This is a genomic window from Arcanobacterium ihumii (genome assembly GCF_900604515.1).
Taxonomy (GTDB): Bacteria; Actinomycetota; Actinomycetes; order Actinomycetales; family Actinomycetaceae; genus Arcanobacterium_A; species Arcanobacterium_A ihumii.
The window spans coordinates 237,941-263,930 of the sequence record NZ_UWOS01000002.1; the positions used below are offsets into that span (position 1 = coordinate 237,941).

Consider the following 25,990-nt stretch of genomic DNA (forward strand, 5'->3'; position numbering starts at 1 on the left):
TATAGTCTAAAGTGCCCCGTTCAATTTTGGTGGACGAATCCACTAGTTGAACGGGGCACTCCTGAGATCACATTCTACATGTTACTCACATAGCAAAGTTAAGTGATTTCACTTGTGAACACTCTAAATAGCTGAATTATGCTTTTGCTTCCCACTGCTGACCGATTTCGGTCATGAGTTCACCAAACCAATCTTGGTGGACATCGAACGGCTTAGCACCCGCGATACGAGAGAACTCAATAGCACGAAGCTCATCGTTTTTGTCTTCGTCGTGACCGATTACGCCAGGTTCACCACGAAGTGCACACTCAACAGCCAGCTTCGCCATCGTGGCGATAAGCTCTAGATCACGATCATTCGAGCGAGCGGAACGTGAGAAGTAACCAGACTTCTGAACCATTACCTTTTCAGCGCCAATTGCCTGTGCGAATTGCTTAGCAAACCATTGACCAGGGTTAATGGTATCGAGCTTAACATGACCAAAAGGATCTCGTTCTACTTCAATACCGTCTTCAAGCATCTCAGCAATGATTTCGCTAACTCCAGCACCTTCCGACAGGAAGATATTTACGTTCCCTTGTTCATCCATGATCTTGCGCAAGCGCGAAGCTTCAACATCAAGGTCAAATGAGATTTCTGGAATGTAGACAGCATGGATATCCCAACGCTCTTGGGAAAGACCAGCAGCTGGTAGGAACTCCTGTTCCTTGACCCAAGCATGGTAGTCAGCTGCGGACTGTGCGGTTAGGTAGCCGCAGTTTCGACCCATGACTTCGTGGATGATCAACATACGTGGGTTCGAGCGATGCTCACCGATGACGTTCTGAGCAAAGATAGAAGCTTGTTCTGCAGCCGTCCATGCGCCAAGGGACTGACGGATAGGAACGATATCGTTGTCGATCGTCTTGGGAAGGCCAACCACGGTCAACTCATAATCGTTGTCGTGCAGGTATGCGGCCAAATCAGCGGCGGTGGTGTTGGTATCGTCACCACCGATGGTGTGCAACACATCAACGCCGTCGCGGCGCAGATTCTCCGCAGCGACCTCGAGCGCGTTTTGGCCTTCCTTAATCAGTCCACGATCAACTAGGTTCTGATTGTTCGTCAGCTTAACACGCGAATTACCTATCGGTGAACCACCAAATTTCTTCAGCGCTGCGGCATTCTTACGAGCTTCTTCATTGAAGACTACATAGTTTCCCGTCAAAAGACCGTGGTAACCATATTGATACCCGATAATCTCAATTTCAGGGTCAACAGCGGTGTAACGTTCGATGAGTTCACCAACTGCGGTAGATAGACATGGTGCAAAACCACCTGCGGTGAGCAGGGCAACGCGACGGACAGTCATCCGTTTCCTTTCATAGATTTTTCAATGAATTGTCATTGACAGGCCGTATTTGGCACTAACACTATTCTACCGACTCTGTGTACATTTCCTAGTTCGAAATTCCCAGAGCTTCTTTTATCCTTGGGAAATTTCCTTAGCCTTCCTATCCACAATTAGAATTCTTAGTGGCTGAATCAGAAATTATCGATAAACTACAAGATACACACGTCCATAAGCAAGGAGATTCTGTGGTTACTGCAATCGTATTAATTGATGCACAAGTCGATGAGATTCCAGAAGTCGCGCACGCTGTCTCGGCAATCAATGAGGTTAGCCAAGTATATTCGGTAACCGGCGACGTTGATCTTATCGCCTTGGTCAGAACTCCTACACACGAGAACCTCGCAAAAATCATTCCAGGTCAAATTGCTAAAGTTCCCGGCGTTAAAGCAGTCAAGACCTACCTAGCATTTCAAGAATTCTCAACTAAAGATCTTGACGTAGCTTTCGATCTGGGTTTGAACTAAAAGCTATCGCAAAGTTTTGGATAGGTTTACCCAGTCCCTTAAAAGTTGCTGAGCTCTACCCGAATCAATAACGTCCGTGGCGATGTCGATTCCACGGCGCAAACGCTCAACCAATGTCCCCTGATCTGGGCAAACTCCGTCGAGGCGACCATCAGCAACAAATGCTCCAGCAGCATTCAGTACAACAGCGTCGCGAACGGAACCTTTTTCCCCGTGAAGAACGCGAGTTGCAACGCGAGCATTGAATTCTGCATCATCCCCTAAAAGATCATCGATAGTTGCGGCTTTGAGCCCAAGCTCAGAAACGGCGTCGACCTCAGAAAACGTTACTTCTCCTCCACGAACTTCCCAGATTTCATTTGGTACAACAGTCGATAGCTCGTCAAGACCATTCTTACCTCGAAATACCAGTGCACGGTTTTGGCGTTTAGCCAGCACACCGGCAACTAGCGGAGCTTGGTGTGCGCGAGAAACTCCGATAGCTCCGGCTTGGGGATGAGCTGGATTAGTAAGTGGCCCAAGCACGTTAAAAGCAGTTGGAACTGCTAATTCTTTACGCGCTTGAGCAGCGAATCGCATAGACGGATGGAACTTATTAGCAAAGAGGAAAGTAATTCCAAGTTTCCCGAAAGCTTCTTCTACTCCAGCAATCGACAGGTCCAGGTTGATTCCGAGCGCCTCCAGACAATCAGCTGAGCCACTTTTCGACGATGATGCGCGGTTTCCGTGCTTAACCACAGGGACACCACCAGCGGCGATGACGACGGACGCCATGGTTGAAATATTTACCGTACGGAGACGATCCCCACCTGTTCCCACAATATCTATGGAGTCGGTTGGCAGACTAATCTTCTCCGCATGACTTTGCATGGAATCAGCAAGACCAAGGAATTCGTCGGTGGTTTCACCTTTTGTTGCCAAGGCAGTGAGAAAACCGGCTAGGACGATCGGAGAAGTTGCCCCTTGCATGACTTGATCCATTGCCCAAGCAGTTTGCTCAGAACTAAGATCTGAACCGTTTATTACTGCTGAAATGAGATCAGGCCATGCAAATTTAACCATCAGCGCGAAACTTTCTCCCGAAGAATTTTGGTTACAACCTCGGATAACTCACGAGGATTGATTGGATATTGAATAATAGCATTTGGCTTGGAGACTCGGGCTAGCCATTCATCTTGTGGACGCGCGATAAGGACGACGTAATCCATATCTGGATCGATTTCGTCTCGAACTTTCTTTCCAAGTCCGATTCCGCCTAACTTAGGGGTTTCAGCGTCAAGGATCAAGAGGGAGAAATCACCTTCTTGGATCTTCATTTCTGCACCCTGCCACGTTGCCGATTCTACCCAGTTAATTGAAGGGAGATCTTTACCGAGGCGATTCCCCACCGCGTTCATTACATCTGCACGAGTTTCTCTATTATCCGAGTATACAAGGACATTAACGGCCTCTTTTTCGGCGGGAGAAAGAGCAGATTCTTTAACGGACATAGGGAATCCTCCAGTACTTATTTTCGGCGGTCTGCCATTCACAAAACATAGTGTACCTATTTTCTGGTACGACGTAGACATACAACACCAATCTTATCGCGCATCTGCGAAATTATTGCGCACATAGTGAAATTTCAATGCCTTATAGTGCACGAACTTCATAGAATTAATCTCAGATCGCTTTTTATGCGTGGCAACCGCCGAATCTTGGTTGCCCAAGCGATTGTGTACATTTCACTGGAGGAAAAATGACTGTATACACCCTTCCCGAACTAGATTACGACTACGCAGCTCTCGAGCCGCACATCTCTGGAAAGATCATGGAGCTTCATCACGATAAGCATCATGCAACCTATGTGAGTGGCGCTAACGCTGCTCTCGAAAACCTCGCAGCAGCCCGTGAAGCTGGAGATCTTTCGAAAATCAATCAGTTCTCTAAGGATCTTGCGTTCAACCTCGGTGGTCACACCAACCACTCCATTTTCTGGAAGAACCTTTCACCTAATGGTGGCGGTGAGCCAGAAGGTGAAATCGCAGAGGCAATTAAGGATTCGTTCGGCAGCTTCGACAACTTCAAGAAGCACTTCACCGCTACTGCAACTGGTATCCAAGGTTCCGGTTGGGCAGTCCTGGCCTACGATTCAATTTCAGGCAAGCTCAACATCTTCCAGCTCTTCGACCAGCAGGCAAATGTTCCAGTTGGAACCATTCCACTCTTCATGCTTGATATGTGGGAGCATGCCTTCTACCTCGATTATCTCAACGTCAAGGCAGATTACGTTAAGGCAATCTGGAACATCGTGAACTGGGCAGATGTTAACGAACGCCTGGTCAACGCAGCAGCTAAGGCTGATTCCTTGATCGTACGATAACTTTTAAATAGAGCCCTTTTCTGGTGTGGGTGTGGACGAAAGTCCACACCCACACTTCTTTTCTGTCCACAAGGACCTATATCCCCGGTATTTCCCTGCCAAAACGAAAAAGGTCCCAAAATTTGCAAAAACAGGACCTTCGTCCCGATTTCCAATTTAGGAAAACCGGCTATTACTTAATTTGCGAAATTGTTCCCATTTCAACAAGTAGTTCTAGCTATTCGGTGCAATATGTTTAAGAGTGCATTTCATTTAGCTATTTTCAACGAGGTTAATTAGTTCAGATGCTTCTTACTACATTTACGCCATCTACCACGGCAATTGGTGATTCTGTTGTGCTTTCAGCACTACTAGGAATTTTTCCACTCGTCGTCTTTTTCGTTATGCTCGGAGTGTTCAAACTAGCCACCCACTGGTGCGCACTGGGCTCACTACTCGTAGCTTTTATTTCCGCAGTTGTAGGGTTCGGAATGCCTATTTCGTTGGTAGGGCTTTCTACCCTCCAAGGCATCGCTTTTGGCCTCGCTCCAATTATCTATATCGTAATCGCAGCGGTTTGGCTCTATAACCTAACTGTGACATCAGGTCGTTCAGAAGACGTACGTGCCGTATTTTCCGCGGTAGGAAAAGGCGATATCCGTATCCAAGCCTTACTCGTCGCATTCTCGTTTTGTGGGTTGCTCGAAGGTCTAGCCGGATTTGGTGCACCAGTAGCTATCGTTGCGGCAATGCTGGTCACACTGGGGCTTTCACCCATTAAAGCCGCAGTCGTAACCATGGTTGGTAATGCAATTAACGTCGGATTTGGAGCAATGGCTATTCCAGTTACGACGGCGGGACGTCTCGGAGGCGTACCAGGTACAGAAGTAGCTTCAACCGCTTCATCGCTTACCCCGTGGATTGCAACGTTTGTTCCGCTTCTACTTCTCATGATTTTAGATGGCAAGCGCGGCCTCAAAGAACTGTGGTTCCTAGCATTAGTCCAGGGCATTGTTACCTCGTTGGGCCACGTCATCGCGGCTAATTTCATCTCCTACGAGCTCACTGCTGTATTTGCATCTTTGCTTGGCTTCACCGTAACCGCAGCGATCTTAACGAAAATGAATCCACAAACACCAGAAGAATTCCGTTCACACGGAATTGATTCCAAAACCATTCACAAACCACTCAACGCTGGACGAGTAACTCTTGCTCTTATGCCTTACTGGCTCGTCGTCATCATCTTCGCAATTGCTAAGCTATGGCGTTTAGGGATCGACGTCCCTGCTCTTTTGGCTTCCACAGATCGCCAAATTAAGTGGCCAGGTCTCTACGGACAATTACTTACCCCAAGCGGTGAAGTTTCCACTTCCCCGATCTGCAATCTACAAACCTTATCCTCACCAGGCACCATGATTGTTTTGACAGCCTTGATCGTTGCATTCATCTACGGCAAGAATTCTTCAAGTGACCTCTTCCCATATTCATTTGGGCAAGGAATCCGCACTCTCTTTACCACGATTTCTTCACTCAAACTCTCATTGCTGACGATCGCCCTCGTTATGGCACTTGCCTACGTCATGAACTTCTCGGGCCAAACGGTCGCTATCGGTGCCGCCCTTGCAGCTACTGGCTCCGCGTTTGGTTTCCTTTCTCCTATCCTTGGATGGATCGGAACCGCTGTAACCGGATCTGCTACATCCTCTAATGCATTATTCGCTAATCTCCAATCCACCGCCGCTCACGGAGCTTCCTTAGACCCGGGTGTATTGCTCTCCGCAAACTCGATCGGTGGGGGTATTGGAAAGATCGTTTCGCCACAGAACTTGGCAATCGCTGCAACCGCAGTAGGCCAGGTTGGTAGCGAGCCAGAAATTCTTCGCAAGGTTGCACCGTGGTCCTTCGGCCTACTCGGTTACCTCTGCATCATTATTTTCTTGGCATCTCAAGGCATTATCCCTACTCTTTAGACTCGTTCACTAGCACACAAATAGAAAGAGGATTCATGAAAGTCGCATTATTTGCTACATGTATCGCCGACTCGATGTTCCCACAGGCCCCTCAAGCAACGATGCACCTTTTGGAACGTCTCGGCGTTACCGTCGAATTCCCGCAGTCGCAGGCATGCTGTGGCCAGATGCATATCAACACCGGTTACTACCCAGAGGCAATGCCACTAATTAAGAACCACGTTGAGACTTTTTCGCCTGTACTCGACGGCGAATGGGATGCCATCGTTGTCCCTTCAGGTTCTTGCACCGGTTCAATCCGTCATCAACAAGAAATGGTTGCAAAGGCAGAAGGCTTTGACGGACTTGCTAAGACCGCTGGCGAAATCGCTGCGAAAACCTACGAGCTATCGGAATTCCTGGTTGATATTCTTGGAAAGACCGACGTCGGTGCTTACTTCCCACATCGCGTGACCTACCATCCAACCTGCCATTCTTTACGAGTTGCTCGTGTAGGCGATCGCCCGTATCAGTTGCTTCGCGAAGTACAAGGAATCGATTTGGTTGATTTGCCAGAAGCAGAGTCCTGCTGTGGCTTCGGCGGAACCTTCTCCTTAAAGAACGCGGAAACCTCTGCATCGATGCTTGCGGACAAGATGACGAATATCAAGTCCACGGGTGCAGATGTTTTGGTTGCAGGAGACTACTCCTGCCTCATGCACATCGCTGGTGGCCTTGCTCGTAACCGTGCAGGTGTTCGCGCGATGCATCTCGCAGAAGTCCTTGCTGGCACCCAGGATCACCCTTGGACTGCTCCGTCCACGACAGTAAAGGCAGGTGTCTGATATGGCAACCTTTCTAGGTATTCCAAAATTCGTTTCTGGCTTGAAGCACAACGCCGACCAATGGGAAGTTGGACAGCCACTTCCCGAAGATACTCTCCGTTGGGGTTCATCTTTCCCACAAGGTGCAGCCTCCACACTTCGAAACAGCCAGATGCGCAAGAACCTAGGGCATGCTACCCACACGATTCGTAGCAAGCGCAACCTTCGCGTCTTAGAAATGCCCGATTGGGAAGATCTACGCGAATCAGCTTCGGCCATTAAACACGAGACTATGTCTAACCTGCCTGAACTGCTCGTCCAGATGGAAGAAAATGTTACCAAGCGCGGCGGTATCGTCCACTGGGCGCGTGATGCGGCAGAAGCAAACGAGATCATTCTTTCTATTCTTCGCGAGAAGCAGGTAGAAGAAGTTGTCAAAGTTAAATCCATGGTTACCCAGGAAATCAATTTGAATGAATTCCTTGATTCACATGGCATCAAGGCTTGGGAAACCGATCTTGCAGAAATGATTGTGCAACTTGGCAAAGATATGCCCTCTCACCTCGTTGTTCCTGCAATTCACCGCAACCGTTCTGAGATCCGTGAAATCTTCTTAAGGGAGATGGCAGATGCGCCTAAAGGTCTCACAGCAGATCCACGTGAACTCGCAATGGCCGCCCGCGCTCATTTGCGCGCACTTTTCCTTAAATCCAAGGTGGCAATTTCGGGATCCAATATGATGATCTCCGAAACCGGAACTCTTTCTGTTTACGAATCAGAAGGAAACGGTCGTATGTGCCTGACCTTGCCTGAAACACTTATTTCCGTCGTCGGAATTGAAAAGATGGTGCCTCGCTTCCAAGACGCTGAGGTCTTCTCCCAACTCCTGCCACGTTCGGCAACAGGCGAACGTATGAACCCATACACTTCCTTCTGGACCGGCGTCACCCCAGGTGACGGACCACAAGAGTTCCACTTAATTTTGCTTGATAATGGTCGTTCGAAGGCACTTGCAGATGAGGTAGGACGCGAAGCACTTCACTGCATTCGTTGTGCGGCTTGTTTGAATGTATGCCCAGTATACGAACATGTAGGCGGACACGCATACAACTCGATTTACCCAGGTCCAATCGGCGCAATCCTTACGCCGCAATTGCTTGAAGCCACCGATCACCACGATCCAGCTGCCTCGCTGCCCTTCGCTTCCACACTATGCGGAGCTTGTGGAGATGTTTGCCCAGTTAAAATCGATATTCCTGGAGCTTTGGTTCACTTGCGCCACCGTTACACCGAGGCTAACCGCGGCGGAATTCCAAACGGTTGGGATGTAGCCATGAAGGCATCGTCTAAGGTTATGTCTAACGGCCATCGCTTCGAAAAGGCAGCCCGCATGGCAAAATTGGGACGCCCAATTGCCGGTAAGGACGAAAAGATTTCCGCGCTTCCATGGCCGGTATCTGCATGGACTCGAAACAAAGATGTACCCGCTCCACCAGCGCAGTCATTCCGTGACTGGTATAACGAAGAGCAAAAGAAAGGTGAGGAAAAATGAGCGCACGTGACGATATCCTAAATTCCGTACGAGCAGCCCTCGCAACTCAGAAGGTTCCTACACCTGAACCTCCACGCAACTACCGTCGTACCGCAGAAGATCTGCCAGGTAGCGAGGCTGTAATTGCGGATCTCATTGAGAAACTCGAAGATTACACCGCAACCGTCATACGTTGTAAGGAAGATGGAATCGCCGATGCAATTGACTCGTTTCTTTCAGATGCCAAGTCTGTGGTTGTCCCGCACGGTTTGAAGAAGGACTGGCAAGAAGCTGCAGAACGCGACGGACGCATAGTCCAGCAAGACTCCGTTGATGCTCCTCTTGATAACTACCAGCTCAATGACATTGACGCAGTGGTAACTTCATCCGCTGTAGCAATTTCGATGTCTGGAACAATCATCCTTGACGGGGAAGCAGATCAGGGACGCCGCGCGATCACCTTGATCCCAGATACACACGTAATCGTTTTACGAGCAAAGGACATTTACCCTACCGTTCCGCAAGCGGTAGATATCCTCGGTGAGAACCCAACTCGTCCATTCACTTGGATCGCTGGTCCTTCGGCAACATCTGATATCGAACTAGTTCGAGTTGATGGCGTTCATGGTCCACGTAATTTACGTGTAATCATCGTCGACTAATCCCCGTTGCTAGGTATGGGTGTGGGGAGAACCTTTCAAAGGTTCTCCCCACACCCATACCTATATTAAATGTTCCTCTAACTCTTAAAACCGCTCACTTACCAGCAGGGATCTGACCAACAATATCGACTACTACTGCAAAGGCTGGGCTCTTGGGCGGATTAGCGCCTTCTGAGGCTGGTTGAGTAATAAGCACTCGTGAACCAACTGGGATGTCTTTCAATAATTCAAAAGGAGACCCTGCAGTCACTGGAATAGCCTGTGGACCAGTGATTCCGTAGGTGGATTCACCGGTGGAGTTATCCCATAAAGACATCCCATACTGCAGATAAACGGTGGTGCCGGCATCTTTAACTGGTTCACCTGAACCACGAGCAATAACAGTGAGTTGACGCTGAGTCGGTTGTGGCTGACCTGCTTTTACCTTCACTGAAACTGGCGATCCTAGCTCACCTGAAATTTCTACTGGGAGCTGATCAAGTGGAGTTTCAGGTTTTGCGTGAGGGTCTCCGCCCTTATCTTTTCCGTAAGCATCCTTGATCTCGACATAGAATGCAATAACGTCATCTGCACCAATACCCGCAGCTTGATTACCGCCAGAAGCGCCATAGCCCTTGTCCGGTGGTACCACCAAGATTACTTTCGAACCAATTTTTTGACCCGCGAGACCTTCAGTCCATCCAGCAATAACCTTTTCCAAAAGGAACCCAGTCGGTGCGCCGCGCTTGAAGGAGGAGTCAAAAGATTCGTCCTTACCCCAAACTTGACCAACGTAATCGGCAATGACTGTGTCGGTCTTTTCTACGGTTGCTCCACTTCCTTCAGCAACAACTTGGACTTTAAGGTCCTTTGGTGCACCAGAATCAGGGAACTTAAGTTTGGTCTTTTCTCCCTTTTCTTCCACCGTCGGCATCGTCCCATCCCATTCTTTTTGGGATGACGACGAAGTAGAGTTGCTTGATTTCGCTTCGTTATTACCACACGCAGCTAAACCGAAAATCATAAGTGCCGAGGTAATACCGGCAATCAATTGACGTTTCACGTACACTCCTACGTCATACCAGAAAGCGTCTTTTCTTACATAAGACACTAAAAGTAAAGTTCCCCGATATTTTATCGGGGAACTTTAGAACTCAGTGGAAGGACTCTCCACAAGCACAGGTTCCTTTTGCAGCAGGGTTATCAATAGTGAAGCCCTGACGCTCGATCGAATCCGCAAAGTCGATCGTTGCACCGTCAAGATATGGTACCGACATACGATCAACGATTACTTCAACACCGTCGAACTCAGCCACTGCGTCTCCATCAAGAAAACGCTCGTCGAAGTAAAGCTGATACATCAAACCTGAACAACCGCCTGGCTGGACAGCTACTCGAAGGCGTAGATCGTCACGTCCTTCCTGCTCAAGTAGTGACTTAACTTTCTGGGCAGCTACCTCGGTAAGAGTAACACCGTGTGTTGCAGCCTCGAGCTGTTCGCTCATTCTTTGACCTCCATCGCAAGTCATTATCTTTGTAAGATACAGCCTAACCACATTTGACGTGGCACTCCAACGCTAAGCTACTTGATTCTTCGCGAAGCGAATTATACCACTGACGGTTCCAGTGAAAACGAGCTTCCTCACCATCCCCAGGTGTGAGCAACTCGTTTAGTCAATTCTTCAACGCTGCCTGCAGGCACCACACGTTTCGGATCGAAAACGCCTTGTTCAAGCCATTGTCTGCCTGAGTCGACGTCATATGAACCAGCCAAACCAAATCGTGGGAGGTCGCCTTTTCGTAAACCTGCTGATTCTGAAATCAAGATAAGCGCGATTCCGTAGTTTTCACAAAGCTCTGAAACGAGAGTAAGACCACGTGGTATTGCTTCACCAATAACGCTTGTTAAATAGAAAACGGCATCTGCTTTACTTATCTGAGCAGCAATGTCCAGATCGGAATAAATTCCTCCCCGCAACACGAATTCAGAAAGCATCCACGTCTCGGCACCAATTTTATCGAAAAGGAAACCGAGCCCACCGCCTACTCCCGAGAAATTCTTTAGGTCAGAGGAGGGTGCATCCCCAAGAGCTACAATTTTATTTTTTGTATGGCGCGTTCCAACAGCCACACGCTTCATCGCATGGATCCAAGCTCCTGCGTGTCGCTCGAAATCCTGAGCAGCATCGCCTGTAACACCCCTGTCGTTCCATGCTTTTGCCATCCCTGAAACCCCACGGAGTTCTTGACCCTCGGCATAGGTAACGATTACGCGAATGCCGTCAAGAGCCGTATAAAAACAATTCAAAGCTACCGTGAGCGACGCAACATCAACGTCTGCGTCAAAAGATAATGGAGTCGGAGCAAAAACACTTAGTAAAGCAATGCCAAGATCAGATGCAGCCGAAAACCTTGGCAGGTGTAGATGGATCTCATCAACCTGGATGCCGATCAAGTTTTTCAATGCATGTCCAAGAAATTCCGTTGAAGCGAGCGGGAGATTTCCATCTTCGCGCCACGTCATACTTGACGCTAAATCAATGATCCCCCGGCTCAAGACCGATGACTTGGCACCGGTTGGCAACTCAACCTTCTTTTTTCCAAGGTAGACATCGCAACTAGCTGAAGAAGAATGCGGAAGAACATTCCAATAGGACTCATACAGATCGAGAAGGCCACTCGAACGATTTCCGATGAGTGCCCCTTCACTTGACGGAAAAATCGAAATGTCGTCATTTGGGCGTGCTTGAGCCCAGCCAGCCAGAAAAGCTTCTGAAACTTGGCTGGGCTCAAGGGCACTCATGCCTGAAGCAATTGCAAGAATACGCAAGAATCACTCACCCAAACGCGAGAGCAAAAGCGCTTCTGCAACCATTGCGTTCTTCCAGTCACCCAAGTGTAGAGATTCGTTCTCCGAATGGGCGCGAGTATCTGGATCTTCCACTCCTGTAACCAAAATTTCAGCTTCTGGGAAGACCTCGGCAAGATCCGAGATAAATGGAATCGATCCGCCGACGCCGATATCTACCGGTTCAACATCCCATGCGGTCTTCAGCGCCCACTTTGCAAGTTCAGTGGTGGGAGAAGTTTGAGCAGCTTGAAAGGATGGACCTGCCTCATTGAGATTAATCTCGATTTTAGCGTTGAAAGGTACATGCTCACGTAGATGCTTTTCCAAAGCCTTCGCAGCTTCACGAGCATCTTGACCCGGGGTCACACGCATGGAAAGCGTAAACTTAACAGAAGGAATGAGAGTGTTGGAAGCAACGTCAGTTGGCGTGACATCCATTCCGATCACCGTGATCGTTGGCTTGGTCCACAGACGCGAGGTAAGCGAACCAGTGCCAGCGAGTTGGACGCCTTCAAGCAGCCCCATGTCTTGACGTAAATCAGCTTCTGGGTAATCAACGGTCGTTTCGTCACGCTGTTCTAGACCTTCGACGACGATCTCACCGGCATCGTTATGCAAAGTAGCGATAAGACGAGAAGCGATCGTAACCGCGTCAAGAACTGGTCCTGAATACATTCCCGAGTGAAGTGCGTGGTCAAGAACAGAGATCTTGACATCCAGTTGAGTCACACCACGCAAAGAAGTCGTCAACGATGGAACTCCAACTTTCCAGTTATTAGAGTCTGCAACTACAATGACGTCCGACTTCAACGTGTCACGATACTTATGTAGGAAGTCAACAAAGGTTGGCGAGCCGACTTCTTCTTCCCCTTCAATGAAAAGTGTAATTCCAACACCTGGGTCTGCTACTTCAATAGCTGCGAGGTGAAGCAAGACACCCGCCTTGTCGTCAGCGGCACCGCGACCATAGAGGCGACCATTCCTCTCCTCTGCCACGAATGGATCTGAATCCCACAGTTCAGTCTTGCCCTGTGGCTGTACATCATGGTGAGCATAGAGCAAAACAGTTGGCTTTCCTGGTTCAGCTACCCGGGTTGCCAAGATAGCTGGACGCCCAACTAGGCCACTTTCGGTTTTAATCTTTATGACTTCCGTAGTCAATCCCAGAGCGCGTGCTTTGGCGGCGATCCATTCAGCGGAACGGTCCATCTGAGTTTGGTCAAAAGATGAAGCCGACACTGAAGGAATTGCAACTAATTCGATCAGATCCTGCTTGGTCTTGTCATAGATATCGTTAATTCGTGAAACAACTTTTTCAGTATTCATGGTATTTATCCTATCTCCCCTCGTCGCGAACGCAATGCTCGTGCGTAAATTAGGCAGAATTTCCGATAGACTAGGATAGGTTTAATATTTCGTCATTAGAAGGACTACTACACGTGTTTGGTTCGAAGAAAGAATCTACAAGCGGTAATTCAGCTGCTTCAGAAAGCACCGTTGAGGCTACTCCGAAGGGGTACACACCTAAGAAGGGCACAGCTACCCCGAAGCGTAGAGATGTAGAAGCCGCACAACGCAGACCAATTGTTGCCGACCGCACTAAACTCACGAAAGAGCAAAAGAAGGCTAAGAAGGCCCAGGATCGTAAACGTTCAAACGAACTGTACTACCAACAGCAGCAGGCAATGCGCACTGGCGATGAGAAGCACATGCCGGTGCAGCATCAAGGCAAGGCACGCAAATGGGCTCGTGATTATATTGATGCATCGGCACCGGTCTCGTCATGGTTTATGCCACTGGCAATTGCTCTAATTCCGATGATGATTTTCCAGCTACGTTTCCCGCAGATCGTTAATTACCTGACACTTGCGCTCTACCTAATCTTCTTCATTATGCTCTTTAACGCATTATTCGTTGTGCGCCGAGCAAAGACTCTTGCCTCTTACCGATTTGGGACTGATCAGATTCCGCGTGGTTTCACCATGCAAATGCTCGGACGTTGCTTCTATATTCGCCGTTGGCGCCTTCCTACACCGCAGGTGAAGCGTGGCGAGTTCCCTCCGGGATCATCCCGCGAAGATCTTAAAGCAGCTAAAAAGGCCGGAAAATAATACTAACGCTAGGAAAATCATGACCGAAATTAAGTTAGAAAAATTTACCAATCTCAACTCCACCGCTATCATCGTCGGATATTCTAAGACAGATGATGGGTATGCGTTAGTCTCTTCTATTGACGACGACGGTTTCATCCAAGCATGTGAATCTTCACTCGCAACTTTGCGCGCTTCTGGTTCACATGCCACGGTCACTCAGCTTGTAGTATCAACCGTTCCTAACACCCCTGTGTTTGCAGTGGGAATTTGCACCGAACCAGATCTTGAAGAACTTCGCGAAGTTGCTGGAGCAGGCGTGCGCGCAGCGGCGGGTCTGAACGAAGTTAGTGTGGCACTTGCGCACAATACGAACGCCGAATTTGAAGCCATTTCTGAAGGTGCGCTTTTAGGGGCTTATGACTTCACCCGCTATCGTTCGGAAGCTGAACTCCCCGTCTCCTCAATTCACTTTGATTCCAACCTCGACGATGCCCAAACTATCCTTGATCACTCCATGGTTGTTGTAGCCAACGTGAACAAAGTTCGCGACTTGGTGAACACCCCTGCAAACGACCTCAACACTGAATCCTTCGCGCAGTATACAGTTGGTGAAGCAGAAGCAGCCGGTTGCAAGGTAGAGGTTTTCGACGTAGCCACACTCAAGGAAAAGAACTTGGCTGGTCTACTTGCAGTTGGCCAAGGCTCAAAGAACTCCCCCAAGTTAGTTCGAGTTGAGTGGAATCCACAAGGTGCTCAAGGTTTCACCGCTTTGGTAGGAAAAGGCATCATGTTTGATACCGGCGGTTACTCACTCAAGCCTTCTACTGCAATCACAGAGATGAAAACCGATATGGGCGGTGCCGCAACCATCTTACACGCCGTTATTAGCGCAGCTCAGCTCCAACTACCGACGAAGGTTGTGGGCTGGATGTGTTTGGCGGAAAACATGGTTTCTGGTCAGGCTACTCGTCCAGACGACGTTATCACCTATAAAAACGGTCTGTCCGTGGAGATCAATAACACCGATGCCGAAGGCCGCCTTGTCCTTGCTGATGGCTTATTAATGGCGACTGACGAAACCCCAGACGTTGTTATTGACGTTGCTACATTGACTGGCGCACAAATGATTGCACTTGGCGAACGCTACACCGGAATTATGGGTAGTGATGACGTTCGCGAGAGCGTTGTTGCAGCAGCACAAAATTCAGGTGAATCCGCCTGGGGAATGCCGCTACCAGCACACCTTAAATCCAGTTTGAAGTCCGATGTTGCGGATATGAAGAACTCTGGATCTCGTTACGGAGGCATGCTCGTTGCAGGCCTGTTCTTGAAGGAATTCGTAGGAGATACTCCTTGGGCTCATATCGACATCGCAGGTCCGTCGTTTAACCGCGAGGCAGCCTACGGATACACACCAAAGGGTGCTACCGGCGCAATGATGCGGACCCTAGTTAATTACCTCGAGGAAAAGGCTCTAGGTTAAAATAAATACCTTTACATCTAGCGAAGCGCCATAAGATGAACTTGACTTCATATAGCCAGCGCTAGCTTGGTTTCCGGGTTCAACGCTTCGTTGAACCCGGATTCTTTTTGTTCCATTCACGCATTTGCGGAGGATACCCCACCTTCGCAACGTCAAAAATATCGATACCCAGTTTCTGGGCAATCTTCCGTGCCGATGAAGCATCGGTTACTTTACGCCTGGTCCACTCACCGTCGCCGGCGACTAGCACAAGAGCTGCACTTTCGCGTGGGGTGGCTTCTTCGAAAAACGCGCTTACTGATTGACGTGTCTCAACGAAATTCGAAAAGTAGTCTTGGGCCTGGTTCACCTGTGATCGGGTGGGCGCCGCTCCCAAATCGATTGGGTCTTTAGACTTAGCCCTTCTTGAAAACCAACCCATTTTTCTTCTTCCTTCTGCCAGAAATATAAAATTATTCTTGTTCATTTTAGCCATAACCGTGGCGATGAGCACAGTAGAGATTCCCCAAAAACCGCGAAAATCTAAAGTAGTTAGCTTTCTTACCTTTTACCTGGGCGATTTACAGCGCAAAAATTGCCTAAAAGTGGTTGAATTAGGACGAAGGTACTTGTTGATCCAATCCTGGATCCGATACTCGAGGGAGAGGTACGTGTCAGATACGAAAGAATACGATGTAGTGATCCTCGGCGCTGGTTCCGGTGGCTATGCAGCAGCAATGCGTGCAGGGCAACTCGGCTTGAGCGTCGCATTGGTCGAAGGAGACAAGCTTGGTGGAACCTGTCTTCATCGTGGATGTATTCCCACCAAAGCACTACTCCACGCTGCTGAAGTAGCCGATGAAATGCGTGAAGGCGCAAGCATCGGCGTTAAGGGCACGTTCGAGGGCATCGACATGGAAGCTCTCAACACCTATAAAGCTGGCGTCATCGAAGGGCTCTACAAAGGTCTTACCGGTCTAATCGATTCTCGCGGTGTTGAAACCATTCACGGCTGGGGACGTCTCGTTTCCCAAGATACCGTTGAAGTAAATGGTCAACTCCTTAAGGGTAAGAACGTCATCTTGGCTTCAGGTTCTTATTCAAAGACCATCGGCCAAAAGATCACGAACCGTGTCATCACCTCGGAGCAGGCCCTCCAGATGACGACTGTTCCAAATTCGGCCATCGTGCTTGGCGGCGGTGTTATCGGTGTTGAGTTCGCCTCTGTTTGGGCCTCCTACGGCGCGCAGGTAACGATTATCGAAGGATTGGATCACTTAGTTCCAAACGAAGATGAAGCTGTGTCAAAGCATCTTGAGCGCGCATTCCGTAAGCGCAAAATTGCTTTTAAGACGAAAACTATGTTCGATCGTGTTGAAGAAGACGAGAACGGCGTACATGTATTCACCCAAGATGGTAAGCAGTACGACGCCGAATACCTCCTTATCGCTATTGGTCGCGGGCCTTCTACTGCAAACCTCGGATATGAAGAACAGGGTATCAAGCTTGATCGCGGCTTCGTTATCACAAACGAGCGTCTACACACCGGGGTCGGAAATATCTATGCAGTTGGAGATATTGTTCCTGGTGTTCAGCTTGCACACCGCGGATTCCTTCAAGGAATCTTCGTTGCAGAAGAAATCGCAGGAATGAATCCAAAGGTTATCGACGAAAACAACATTCCAAAGGTTACTTTCTGTAACCCAGAAATTGCTTCAGTTGGACTTTCACAAAAGAAAGCCGAGGAGAAATTCGGGAAGGAAAATGTTGAAACCGTTGAGTTCAACCTCGCTGGTAACGGCAAGTCCCAGATGCTTAAGACCTCCGGTTTCGTTAAGCTGATTCGTGAAAAGAACGGTCCAATCGTTGGTTTTAGCGCTATCGGCGCCCGCATGGGTGAGCAGGTAGGCGAAGGTCAACTTATGGTCACTTGGGAAGCATTCCCTGAAGACTTTGACGGCACCATCCACGCACACCCAACTCAGAATGAATCTGTTGGTGAAGCGATCATGGCGCTGGCTGGCAAACCACTTCATACCCACAACTGAGAATAGGGAGAGATCAGGATTATGTCTGAACCCATAAAGATGCCCGCACTGGGCGAATCTGTTACCGAAGGTACCGTAACCACCTGGCTTAAGGAAGTCGGCGACACTGTTGAAGCTGATGAACCTATTCTCGAAGTGTCAACCGATAAGGTAGACACCGAAGTTCCAGCTCCCGCAGCAGGCGTTCTCGAGAAGATCGAAGTCGGCGAAGATGAAACTGTTGAAGTCGGAACCGTTCTTGGATATATCGGCGACGGATCGTCGTCGAACTCCAGCTCAGATGACTCTTCCAAGGAAGAAGAGAAGACTGAAGAACCAGAAGAAAAGAATGAAGAGCAGCCAAAAGAATCCGCTGAGCCTTCTCAATCTTCAGGCGATTCTTCGGATGCAGTCGAAGTAAAGATGCCTGCCCTCGGCGAATCTGTTACCGAAGGTACCGTAACCACCTGGCTTAAGGAAGTCGGCGACGCCGTCGAAGAAGATGAGCCGATCCTCGAAGTTTCGACCGATAAGGTAGACACCGAAGTTCCAGCTCCCGCAGCAGGTGTTATCACCAAGATCATCGTGAATGAAGATGAGACTGTTGAAGTCGGTACAGTTTTGGCAATTATTGGTGGCGAATCTGACGGTAGCGCTGCAGAAGAGCCAAAGAAGGAAGAACCACAGGCTGAGGAAACAATGCAAGCGGAAGAACCAGAAGCCAAGGAAGAGCCAAAGGAAGAAGCTAAGCCAGCTCCGGCTGCTGCACCAGCCCCACAGGCTTCGGCTCCATCGGAAACTGTTTCTTCCGACTCAGCTTACGTCACACCGATCGTTCGTAAGCTCGCGAAAGACCTTGGCGTTGATCTCGGTTCCGTAAAGGGATCCGGCGTCGGCGGACGTGTTCGTCGCCAGGATGTTGAGGCAGCAGCAGAAGCCGCCAAGGCCGCAGCATCTGCAGTGGCTTCGACACCTGCTGCAGCACCAGCTCCAGTTGCCGCAGCACCTGCTGGTGGTTCGGTTAAGGCTCAAATGGCTGAGAAGGCAGTCCAGGCTTCTAGCAAGCGTGGAACCCGCCAGAAGATGAACGGTCTTCGTAAGACGATTGCTAAGCGCATGGTTGAGTCTCTGCAGACTTCTGCCCAGCTCACGACTGTTATGGAAGTTGACGTTACACGTATCGTTGCATTACGTGCACAGGCAAAGAACGCTTTCGTAGCACGCGAAGGCGTAAAGCTGACCTACTTGCCATTCTTCATCAAGGCAGCAACTGAAGCCCTCAAGGCTCACCCAATTATCAACAGCTCGGTAGAAGGTAGCGAAATCGTTTACCACAACGTCGAGCACGTTGGTATTGCGGTGGACACCGAGAAGGGTCTGTTCGTTCCAGTTATTAAGAACGCAGGCGATCTTAATATCGCCGGTATTTCTAAGGCTGTTGGCGATCTTGCTGCTCGTACTCGCGATGGAAAGATTGGCGCCGACGAAATGGCTGGTTCGACCTTCACGATTACCAATACTGGTTCCATCGGAGCTATCTTTGATACCCCGATCATTAACCAGCCAAACGTTGCAATCATGGGAACTGGCGCGATCTTTAAGGCTCCAGGCGTAGTCAAGGATCAAGACGGAAACGAAGTAATTTCGATTCGTTCGAAGTGCTACCTCTCCATTTCCTACGACCACCGTATCGTTGACGGCGCAGACGCTTCACGCTTCTTACGCGACGTTAAGGCTCGTCTCGAAGAAGGCGACTTTGGAGCAGAAATCGGTCTGTAGATACAACATTAGTTATTAATTAGACCGATCCCTAACTGAGTCTTGGTGTGTAAAGGATAACCTTTACACACCAAGACTATTTTTAAGCTATAGTAGGATAGTTTGGCACTTAACAGGTTAGGAAATTGTGAAAAGAAAATTGGACCTTGGGTCTAAATTAGGAAGTTATAGAGATCTTCCACAGCTTACCAGTGGTTTATACCTTTTAATTTCATTCATCGGACGACTACCTACTTCGATGAATGTAATCGGAGTATTAACGCTTGTTACAGTGACCACTGGTTCAGTTGCCAATGCTGCTATTGTCTCCGCTGCACAAGCAATTGCGACAGGAATTGGCAATCCAATCATTGGCAGGCTGACCGATAAATATGGTCAGAAATACCCGCTTTTATATATTGCACCGGTGAGCGTACTGTCACTGGTTGGATTCGTCGTCGCTGCTATTCTTGCCGCGCCACTGTGGCTCCTGGCAGTCCTATGCGCACTTATTGGTTTAACAACCTCGCCTATAGGCGCACTTGCACGTATCCGCTGGTATTCACTTTCAAAAACTCCCCCACAGCTTGCTGCCGCATTATCGTTTGAATCCACGATTGATGAGATGTCTTTCGTGTTAGGACCAGCAGCTGTCGGTCTCATGGCAGCCCTCATTCATCCTGCTGCACCTCTAGTTGTCACTGCATGCATCGTCGTAACTTGTGTAGTTCCATTTGCACTCTCACGCTTCAGTGTAGGTGCATCTTCGAGCGAAGAAATCGCAAATTCCCCGAAGATGGGATATGTAATGCGAAAAGTTATTGTTCCGCTCGGCGCGATGGCAACACTCGGAATGTTCTTCGGCGCAATGCAGACGTCGGTAACAGGATATGCAAACTACACCGGTGAACCCGGTAAGGGCGGAATTATCTACGCGGCTCTTGGTCTTGGATCTGCACTTACCGCCCTTGGCGCAGTAATGATTCCGGAGAAAATTTCGCAAGCGAAACGCATCATCGTAGCTGGAATTGCGATTGGCTTTGGCGCTTTCTTATGTTCCCTTGCTTTCTCGGACTGGACGCTTGCATTTCTTATGTTCATCAACGGTTTGGCAATCGGCCCAGCGTCGGTAGCGATTTTTACTTTAGCTGGGCGCCTCGCACCTCCAGGAGGAAGCGCTGTCGCAGTGACTGCACTAGGATCCATGAATGTCGTCGGCGTTTCGCTTTCCTCAACAATTGCTGGAACTCTTCTCGAGATCCATCTCCCCTACGGTTTCTATGTTGCCGCAGTTTCTGCACTCCTCATGACGTTTGTTACGCTGTTTACTGTAAAGGTTAAAACCTCAAGTGAAACGTGATTACCCCATTTGGTGGCTAAATCTAAATCAATTAGAATTCGTTTACGAAACCTAAGTGAAGGAATATCAATGGCTAAAGACGAATCGACTACTAAGAAGCCTAAGAAGGCAAAGAAGAAACGCTGGTATTCGTACCTTGCTGACGCATACAAGGTTTCCTCGAAGAGTTTTTCGTGGACCCCATATGCCGTATTCGGTTCCCTGCTAGGCATTCTTGTTCTTGGCGTCGTCATCGGTTTAGTAACGGGCAAAGTAATTCTCTGGTCAATCATGGGCCTCTTGTTTGGAGCTACAGTTTCACTGTTGGTATTGACCCAGCTCGTGAAGAAAGCCTCATATATGCAAATTGACGGCATGCCAGGTGCTGTAGCCGCAGTTCTTGATCAAATCAAGCGTGGTTGGTCAATTAGTGCCGAACCGGTTCGCTTTAATCCTCGCACTCAAGATATGGTTTTCCGTGCAGTTGGACGACCTGGAGTTGTGCTTGTTTCTGAAGGACCGAACCACCGTGTACAGAAGCTAATTAATGAAGAGCGCCAGTGGATTAAGCGCGTTGCTCCAACTGCCCCTGTTCACGTAATTAAGGTTGGACACGATGATGGTCAGGTACGACTCGAGAAACTCCAGCGAGCCCTCCAGCGTCTACCAAAGTCAATTTCTAACCAGGAAATCGCAGCGCTTACTGTTCGTTTCGATGCCGTTAAACCTTCCGCACTTCCCATTCCCAAGGGGATTGATCCAACAAAGGCTCGCGCAAACCGTCGCGCTATGCGGGGCTGAGTCTAAAATGTGAGGTAGGAGATAATTTATACAGTATTTGATCTTACTTTTCTTATATTTTGAGATGTGGCGGGCTGATTCTATTCATCAGCCCGCCACATTCGCTTTTATTATTCGATTTTTCTTAGACTTGTGACTGTGACCGTTAGTAACGGTTTTTACGTGGATCATTAGATCCCCCTTCAGTGAGGAGTAAACGTGTTTTCAAGCGTTGAAGAAGCAATTAAGTTCATTTCTGACGAAGAAATTGAATTTGTAGATATTAGGTTCTGCGACCTCCCTGGTGTTATGCAACATTTCACCATTCCAATTAATGCGTTCAGCGAAGAAAATCTGACCGAAGGACTGATGTTTGATGGTTCTTCAATTCGCGGTTTCACCCAAATTCACGAATCAGATATGAAGCTTGTGCCTGATCTTGACACCGCATTCGTCGATCCTTTTAGAGAACATAAGACGCTCGTCATCAATTTCTCCGTTATTGATCCATTCACCGGAGAAACCTACCGACGAGATCCACGTAATATTGCACGTCGCGCAGAAGAATACTTAAAGTCGACCGGTATTGCCGATACCGCTTACATTGGGGCAGAGGCTGAATTCTATATCTTCGATGAAATTCGATTCGGCGACGAACCACGTGGTTCGTTCTACCAACTCGATTCCAAGGAAGCCTGGTGGAACACCTCAAGAGAAGAAGAAGGCGGAAACCTCGGATACAAAACGCGTATCAAGGGCGGATACTTCCCGGTCTCGCCTAACGACCAGATGGCAGATCTGCGCGACAAAATGACCGCTACCTGCCAACAGGTTGGATTAAACATCGAACGGGCTCACCATGAAGTTGGAACTGGCGGACAGCAAGAAATTAACTACACATTTAACACATTGCTCGCCGCAGCAGACGACATGATGAAATTTAAGTACGTAATCAAGAACGTCGCTTTCCAAAACGGGAAGACAGCCACCTTTATGCCCAAGCCACTCTTCGGCGATAACGGCTCCGGTATGCACTGCCACCTATCCCTTTGGAAGGATGGCGCTCCACTATTCTATGATGAGAAGGGCTACGGCGGACTCTCTGACCTAGCACGTTGGTTCGTGGGTGGTCTCCTCCACCACGCACCTTCGCTACTCGCTTTCACTAACCCGTCGATCAATTCCTTCCATCGTTTGGTCCCAGGCTTCGAAGCACCGGTGAACCTCGTCTATTCGGCACGTAACCGTTCTGCTTGTATTCGAATTCCTGTTACCGGCAACTCGGCAAAGGCAAAGCGTGTTGAATACCGAGTTCCTGATCCATCAGCAAACCCATACTTGGCATTTGCAGCCCAAATCATGGCGGGCCTTGACGGTATCAAGAACCGCATCGAGCCTTCGGATCCAATCGATAAAGACCTTTACGAGCTTCCGCCAGAAGAACACTCCCAGATTGCGCAGCTTCCTGAATCACTCGAAGACGCTCTTCGTGCTCTCGAAGCAGATCATGACTACTTGACCGAAGGCGACGTATTCACGGAAGATCTGATCGAAACCTGGATCTCCTACAAGCGCGAAAAGGAAATTGACCCACTTCGTCAGCGTCCTCATCCATACGAATTTGCGCTCTACTACGATCTGTAAAGCCGACCGAAATAAAATACACCGAATGGGTGGTTCGCATTTCTTATGCGAACCACCCATTTCTATCCAAAATATGGGACGAGACCGACTGCACAATTAAAATAATTTACATATCTATGCGTTAGTGTGTATATTATTTAATACAATCCAAACAACCTTAGGAGTCAAAATGCGTCGGAAACCATTTGCAGCCGTCTGTTTATCGATCGCTCTGGCACTTTCTGCCTGCGGTGCGGAAGAATCGAAATCTGGATCCGGCGAATCCCGAGGAAGCGAGATTACCTCAGCTGACTTAAGCAAGGTAGAAAAAGTAGATTCCATTGCAGCGATGGTTCCAGAAGCCGTTAAGAGCGATGGAACGCTTACCGTAGGAAACAACATTTACTATGCACCTGCAGAGTTCTATGGCAGCGATGGAAAGACAGCCCAGGGTTATGACATTGACCTTACGAACGCTCTTGCCAAGGTCATGGGTCTCAAAGCCGATATTCAGCAGGCTGAATTTGCCGCGATTATTCCAGCCATTGGTTCTAAATACGAACTTGGCGTTGCAAACTTCTCGATTAACCAGGAACGAATCGCAACCGTCAACATGATCGAATACCTCCGCGTCGGATCATCTTGGTCCGTCCAAAAGGGCAACCCTAAAAAGTTTGATCCAAAGAACCCCTGCGGCGCAATCGTCGGCGTCCAAACAGGTACAATTCAGGACGAAGAAATCGATGCTCTTAACGCCAAGTGCCCAGCAGATAAGAAGATCCAAATCCAGCGTTACAACGAGCAGTCAGCAGTTACCACCGCTTTAGCAGGAGGTAAGCTCGTAGCAATGTCTAGCGACTCATCAGTTGCCGAATACGCTTCGACGATTACCAATGGTTCCACCGAATTAGTTGGCGATCCAGAAAATGTGGCAGGAGTTGGAATCGTCGTTTCCAAGCAAGACGATCAACTCACCAAGGCTACTCAGGCAGCACTAAAGTACCTCATTGACAACGGACAACTCAACGAAATCTTTAAGACTTGGGGAATTACAGATGGTATCTCCAAGGACGCAGCGCTCAACCCTGCGAACTAAAAAGACTTAGGAACTGAGAAATGAATACCCACACCGAAAAGCCTGAGATTATCAGTGCTGTGCCGGTGCGTCACTATGGTCGTTGGATTTCAGCGGCCATAGTCGCGATTATCGCTGCATTGATTATTAATACGCTAATTACAAATCCGAAGTACGAATGGGATGTTGTTTTTGCAACCCTATTCAAGCCAGAGATATTCCACGCAATCGGCTGGACACTCCTCCTCACAGTAGGATCAATGGTCCTCGGTATCATTATGGCAGTGACGATGGCAATTATGCGTCGCTCAGAAAATCCAATTCTTCGTTGGGTTGCTACCGTCTACATCTGGTTCTTCCGTGGAACGCCGATTTATACACAGCTCATTTTCTGGGGTCTCATTGGTGTTCTCTATGAGCAAATTTCAATCGGCATACCATTTACCAACATCAGTCTAATGTCCTTCAAGCCTTATGAAGTATTTGCCTCAATGGACACTACTATGTTTGTTTGCGCACTGCTTGGACTCGGTTTGAACGAAGGTGCCTACCTTTCCGAAATTGTTCGCTCAGGATTGAACTCGGTTGATCGTGGTCAAGAAGAAGCCGCGAAGGCACTGGGAATGTCAAACTCTCAGATTTTGCGTCGTATCGTCTTGCCACAGGCAATGCGCGTAATTGTTCCGCCAACCGGCAACGAAACAATTTCGATGCTCAAGACTACCTCCTTGGTAACTGCCGTACCGTTCACATTGGAACTAACCTATGTAACCAATGCAATTGGGCAATCGAGCTTCAAGCCGATTCCATACCTGCTGGTTTCCGCAATTTGGTACCTAGTTATTACCTCTATCCTTATGGTCGGCCAGCACTACCTAGAGCAGTACTTTGGCCGAGGCACTCAAGATAGTAAGTCCGGATCACAGTCACGTCGCGCAAAACATCGCCAGCGTTCCTCGCGCCAACAAGCGATTAACGCGTCGGCAACCACAAAAGACGATCCATTTATCGAATACACTCCGTAGGATAGAACTCATGGCAGAAAACTTTAAAGCTACCGGAAACATGGTTTCGGTTCAGAACGTTCACAAGTTCTTTTCAAACCTGCACGTTCTGAAGGGTGTTTCTTTTGAAGTACCAGTTGGAAGCGTTTGCACCATCTTGGGTCCTTCTGGCTCAGGAAAATCAACTATTCTGCGCTGCATCAATCAGCTCGAAACCATTCAAGCTGGACGAATCTTCGTTGACAACAAGCTAATGGGATATTCCGATAGAGATGGAAAGCTCTACGAACTTAACCACAAGCAAATCGCTCAGCAACGCGCCAAAATTGGAATGGTTTTTCAACGTTTTAACCTCTTCCCTCATATGACAGCCCTCGAGAACGTCATGGAAGCTCCAATTCATGTACTCAAAGAAGATAAAGCCGAAGCTAAAGCGAAGGCGATCGAATTGCTCGGTCAAGTTGGTCTAGCTGATCGTATTAACTATTATCCTTCGGAGCTCTCCGGTGGCCAGCAGCAGAGAGTTGCAATCGCACGCGCTCTTGCAATGAAACCCGATCTGATGCTTTTCGATGAGCCAACGTCAGCACTCGATCCCGAGCTTGTTGGCGAGGTTTTGAACGTTATGAAGGATCTAGCTCAGCAAGGAATGACGATGATCGTGGTCACCCACGAAATCGGTTTCGCTCGTGAGGTCTCCGACCAAGTGATTTTGATGGACGAGGGTGTAATCGTTGAGGCCGGAACACCAACAGAGCTTTTCGAAAACCCAACCCATCCTCGTACAAAGGATTTCCTTTCCAAGGTCCTTTAGTGAAGACCCCCATAGAAAAGT

General features: G+C 48.7%; 24 protein-coding genes. 16 read left to right on the top strand and 8 right to left on the bottom strand.

What is annotated here, in order from left to right; translation table 11 throughout:
* Window positions 1-136: 136 nt before the first annotated feature.
* Window positions 137-1,351 (bottom strand): pyrophosphate--fructose-6-phosphate 1-phosphotransferase, encoded by a 1,215-nt coding sequence (locus EIH22_RS06125; protein ID WP_124054926.1) that lies wholly within the window; start codon window positions 1,349-1,351, stop codon window positions 137-139.
* Window positions 1,352-1,515: 164 nt separating this feature from the next.
* On the opposite strand from EIH22_RS06125, the gene EIH22_RS06130 reads away from it, so the two are divergent.
* Window positions 1,516-1,857, top strand: a complete 342-nt coding sequence (locus EIH22_RS06130; protein WP_235001797.1) for an Lrp/AsnC family transcriptional regulator — start codon at window positions 1,516-1,518, stop codon at window positions 1,855-1,857.
* Between the two features lie 3 nt (window positions 1,858-1,860).
* Here the strand turns inward: EIH22_RS06130 and trpD are convergent, their stop codons facing one another.
* Both trpD and EIH22_RS06140 read right to left on the bottom strand, forming a co-directional pair.
* Window positions 1,861-2,919 carry an anthranilate phosphoribosyltransferase gene (gene trpD, locus EIH22_RS06135; RefSeq protein ID WP_124054927.1) on the bottom strand — a complete coding sequence of 353 codons (1,059 nt, stop codon included), beginning with the start codon at window positions 2,917-2,919 and terminating at the stop codon, window positions 1,861-1,863.
* Window positions 2,919-3,347, bottom strand: a complete 429-nt coding sequence (locus EIH22_RS06140) for a response regulator (protein WP_124054928.1) — start codon at window positions 3,345-3,347, stop codon at window positions 2,919-2,921. Before EIH22_RS06140 ends, trpD begins: the two co-directional genes overlap by 1 nt.
* Window positions 3,348-3,595: 248 nt before the next feature.
* Between EIH22_RS06140 and EIH22_RS06145 the strand changes: the two genes are divergently transcribed.
* The 5 genes from EIH22_RS06145 (at window position 3,596) to EIH22_RS06165 (ending at window position 9,164) form a co-directional block, all read left to right on the top strand.
* Window positions 3,596-4,219 (top strand): superoxide dismutase, encoded by a 624-nt coding sequence (locus EIH22_RS06145; protein ID WP_124054929.1) that lies wholly within the window; start codon window positions 3,596-3,598, stop codon window positions 4,217-4,219.
* A 284-nt stretch (window positions 4,220-4,503) separates the two neighbouring features.
* Complete coding sequence (locus EIH22_RS06150) at window positions 4,504-6,168, top strand: L-lactate permease (RefSeq protein ID WP_124054930.1); 1,665 nt, start codon at window positions 4,504-4,506, stop codon at window positions 6,166-6,168.
* Between the two features lie 35 nt (window positions 6,169-6,203).
* Window positions 6,204-6,992 carry a (Fe-S)-binding protein gene (locus EIH22_RS06155; RefSeq protein ID WP_124054931.1) on the top strand — a complete coding sequence of 263 codons (789 nt, stop codon included), beginning with the start codon at window positions 6,204-6,206 and terminating at the stop codon, window positions 6,990-6,992.
* 1 nt (window position 6,993) lies between these two features.
* Complete coding sequence (locus EIH22_RS06160) at window positions 6,994-8,523, top strand: LutB/LldF family L-lactate oxidation iron-sulfur protein (protein ID WP_124054932.1); 1,530 nt, start codon at window positions 6,994-6,996, stop codon at window positions 8,521-8,523.
* Window positions 8,520-9,164, top strand: coding sequence for a LutC/YkgG family protein (locus EIH22_RS06165; RefSeq protein WP_124054933.1), 645 nt, complete (start codon window positions 8,520-8,522; stop codon window positions 9,162-9,164). Before EIH22_RS06160 ends, EIH22_RS06165 begins: the two co-directional genes overlap by 4 nt.
* Before the next feature lie 94 nt (window positions 9,165-9,258).
* Here the strand turns inward: EIH22_RS06165 and EIH22_RS06170 are convergent, their stop codons facing one another.
* The 4 genes from EIH22_RS06170 to EIH22_RS06185 all read right to left on the bottom strand — a co-directional run bounded on the left by EIH22_RS06170 (window position 9,259) and on the right by EIH22_RS06185 (window position 13,320).
* The gene (locus EIH22_RS06170) at window positions 9,259-10,206 is read right to left on the bottom strand and encodes an FKBP-type peptidyl-prolyl cis-trans isomerase (protein WP_124054934.1); all 948 of its coding nucleotides are present in this window, start codon (window positions 10,204-10,206) and stop codon (window positions 9,259-9,261) included.
* 91 nt (window positions 10,207-10,297) lie between these two features.
* The gene (gene erpA / locus EIH22_RS06175) at window positions 10,298-10,648 is read right to left on the bottom strand and encodes an iron-sulfur cluster insertion protein ErpA (protein ID WP_124054935.1); all 351 of its coding nucleotides are present in this window, start codon (window positions 10,646-10,648) and stop codon (window positions 10,298-10,300) included.
* A 137-nt stretch (window positions 10,649-10,785) separates the two neighbouring features.
* Entirely contained in the window at window positions 10,786-11,973 is a 1,188-nt protein-coding gene (locus EIH22_RS06180; protein ID WP_124054936.1) for a hypothetical protein, read from the bottom strand.
* A 3-nt stretch (window positions 11,974-11,976) separates the two neighbouring features.
* Window positions 11,977-13,320 carry a dipeptidase gene (locus EIH22_RS06185; RefSeq protein WP_124054937.1) on the bottom strand — a complete coding sequence of 448 codons (1,344 nt, stop codon included), beginning with the start codon at window positions 13,318-13,320 and terminating at the stop codon, window positions 11,977-11,979.
* A gap of 113 nt (window positions 13,321-13,433) precedes the next feature.
* Here EIH22_RS06185 and EIH22_RS06190 point away from each other — a divergent pair, with 113 nt between their 5' ends.
* Together EIH22_RS06190 and EIH22_RS06195 are read left to right on the top strand one after the other, a co-directional pair.
* Complete coding sequence (locus tag EIH22_RS06190; RefSeq protein ID WP_160149035.1) at window positions 13,434-14,105, top strand: DUF3043 domain-containing protein; 672 nt, start codon at window positions 13,434-13,436, stop codon at window positions 14,103-14,105.
* 19 nt (window positions 14,106-14,124) lie between these two features.
* Window positions 14,125-15,570 (top strand): leucyl aminopeptidase, encoded by a 1,446-nt coding sequence (locus EIH22_RS06195; RefSeq protein ID WP_124054939.1) that lies wholly within the window; start codon window positions 14,125-14,127, stop codon window positions 15,568-15,570.
* A gap of 79 nt (window positions 15,571-15,649) precedes the next feature.
* Here EIH22_RS06195 and EIH22_RS06200 read toward each other — a convergent pair whose 3' ends face one another.
* Window positions 15,650-15,991, bottom strand: a complete 342-nt coding sequence (locus tag EIH22_RS06200; protein WP_124054940.1) for an oxidoreductase — start codon at window positions 15,989-15,991, stop codon at window positions 15,650-15,652.
* A 229-nt stretch (window positions 15,992-16,220) separates the two neighbouring features.
* Between EIH22_RS06200 and lpdA the strand changes: the two genes are divergently transcribed.
* From lpdA to EIH22_RS06240, 8 genes are all read left to right on the top strand, one after another.
* On the top strand, window positions 16,221-17,597 hold the full coding sequence (gene lpdA, locus EIH22_RS06205) for a dihydrolipoyl dehydrogenase (RefSeq protein ID WP_124054941.1): 1,377 nt from the start codon (window positions 16,221-16,223) through the stop codon (window positions 17,595-17,597).
* A 21-nt stretch (window positions 17,598-17,618) separates the two neighbouring features.
* A complete protein-coding gene (gene sucB, locus EIH22_RS06210) occupies window positions 17,619-19,355 on the top strand; it encodes a 2-oxoglutarate dehydrogenase, E2 component, dihydrolipoamide succinyltransferase (RefSeq protein WP_124054942.1) in 1,737 nt (578 codons plus the stop codon).
* A gap of 127 nt (window positions 19,356-19,482) precedes the next feature.
* The gene (locus tag EIH22_RS06215) at window positions 19,483-20,694 is read left to right on the top strand and encodes an MFS transporter (RefSeq protein ID WP_124054943.1); all 1,212 of its coding nucleotides are present in this window, start codon (window positions 19,483-19,485) and stop codon (window positions 20,692-20,694) included.
* 69 nt (window positions 20,695-20,763) lie between these two features.
* The gene (locus tag EIH22_RS06220; RefSeq protein WP_124054944.1) at window positions 20,764-21,474 is read left to right on the top strand and encodes a DUF4191 domain-containing protein; all 711 of its coding nucleotides are present in this window, start codon (window positions 20,764-20,766) and stop codon (window positions 21,472-21,474) included.
* 198 nt (window positions 21,475-21,672) lie between these two features.
* Window positions 21,673-23,097, top strand: coding sequence for a type I glutamate--ammonia ligase (gene glnA, locus EIH22_RS06225; RefSeq protein ID WP_124054945.1), 1,425 nt, complete (start codon window positions 21,673-21,675; stop codon window positions 23,095-23,097).
* Window positions 23,098-23,266: 169 nt separating this feature from the next.
* Window positions 23,267-24,172 carry an ABC transporter substrate-binding protein gene (locus EIH22_RS06230; protein ID WP_124054946.1) on the top strand — a complete coding sequence of 302 codons (906 nt, stop codon included), beginning with the start codon at window positions 23,267-23,269 and terminating at the stop codon, window positions 24,170-24,172.
* A 20-nt stretch (window positions 24,173-24,192) separates the two neighbouring features.
* Window positions 24,193-25,176 (top strand): amino acid ABC transporter permease, encoded by a 984-nt coding sequence (locus EIH22_RS06235; RefSeq protein WP_124054947.1) that lies wholly within the window; start codon window positions 24,193-24,195, stop codon window positions 25,174-25,176.
* 10 nt (window positions 25,177-25,186) lie between these two features.
* On the top strand, window positions 25,187-25,969 hold the full coding sequence (locus EIH22_RS06240; protein WP_327537494.1) for an amino acid ABC transporter ATP-binding protein: 783 nt from the start codon (window positions 25,187-25,189) through the stop codon (window positions 25,967-25,969).
* The last annotated feature ends 21 nt before the right edge of the window (window positions 25,970-25,990 follow it).

Coding starts and splice junctions, on each gene's coding strand:
- EIH22_RS06155 (WP_124054931.1), top strand. CDS start 6,204: ATGAAAGTCGCATTATTTGCTACATGTATCGCCGACTCGATGTTCCCA.
- EIH22_RS06220 (WP_124054944.1), top strand. CDS start 20,764: ATGGCTAAAGACGAATCGACTACTAAGAAGCCTAAGAAGGCAAAGAAG.
- EIH22_RS06140 (WP_124054928.1), bottom strand. CDS start 3,347: ATGTCCGTTAAAGAATCTGCTCTTTCTCCCGCCGAAAAAGAGGCCGTT.
- EIH22_RS06235 (WP_124054947.1), top strand. CDS start 24,193: ATGAATACCCACACCGAAAAGCCTGAGATTATCAGTGCTGTGCCGGTG.
- EIH22_RS06200 (WP_124054940.1), bottom strand. CDS start 15,991: ATGGGTTGGTTTTCAAGAAGGGCTAAGTCTAAAGACCCAATCGATTTG.
- EIH22_RS06240 (WP_327537494.1), top strand. CDS start 25,187: ATGGCAGAAAACTTTAAAGCTACCGGAAACATGGTTTCGGTTCAGAAC.
- EIH22_RS06230 (WP_124054946.1), top strand. CDS start 23,267: ATGCGTCGGAAACCATTTGCAGCCGTCTGTTTATCGATCGCTCTGGCA.
- EIH22_RS06145 (WP_124054929.1), top strand. CDS start 3,596: ATGACTGTATACACCCTTCCCGAACTAGATTACGACTACGCAGCTCTC.
- EIH22_RS06195 (WP_124054939.1), top strand. CDS start 14,125: ATGACCGAAATTAAGTTAGAAAAATTTACCAATCTCAACTCCACCGCT.
- EIH22_RS06150 (WP_124054930.1), top strand. CDS start 4,504: ATGCTTCTTACTACATTTACGCCATCTACCACGGCAATTGGTGATTCT.
- trpD (WP_124054927.1), bottom strand. CDS start 2,919: ATGGTTAAATTTGCATGGCCTGATCTCATTTCAGCAGTAATAAACGGT.
- EIH22_RS06160 (WP_124054932.1), top strand. CDS start 6,994: ATGGCAACCTTTCTAGGTATTCCAAAATTCGTTTCTGGCTTGAAGCAC.
- erpA (WP_124054935.1), bottom strand. CDS start 10,648: ATGAGCGAACAGCTCGAGGCTGCAACACACGGTGTTACTCTTACCGAG.
- EIH22_RS06185 (WP_124054937.1), bottom strand. CDS start 13,320: ATGAATACTGAAAAAGTTGTTTCACGAATTAACGATATCTATGACAAG.
- sucB (WP_124054942.1), top strand. CDS start 17,619: ATGTCTGAACCCATAAAGATGCCCGCACTGGGCGAATCTGTTACCGAA.
- EIH22_RS06125 (WP_124054926.1), bottom strand. CDS start 1,351: ATGACTGTCCGTCGCGTTGCCCTGCTCACCGCAGGTGGTTTTGCACCA.
- EIH22_RS06165 (WP_124054933.1), top strand. CDS start 8,520: ATGAGCGCACGTGACGATATCCTAAATTCCGTACGAGCAGCCCTCGCA.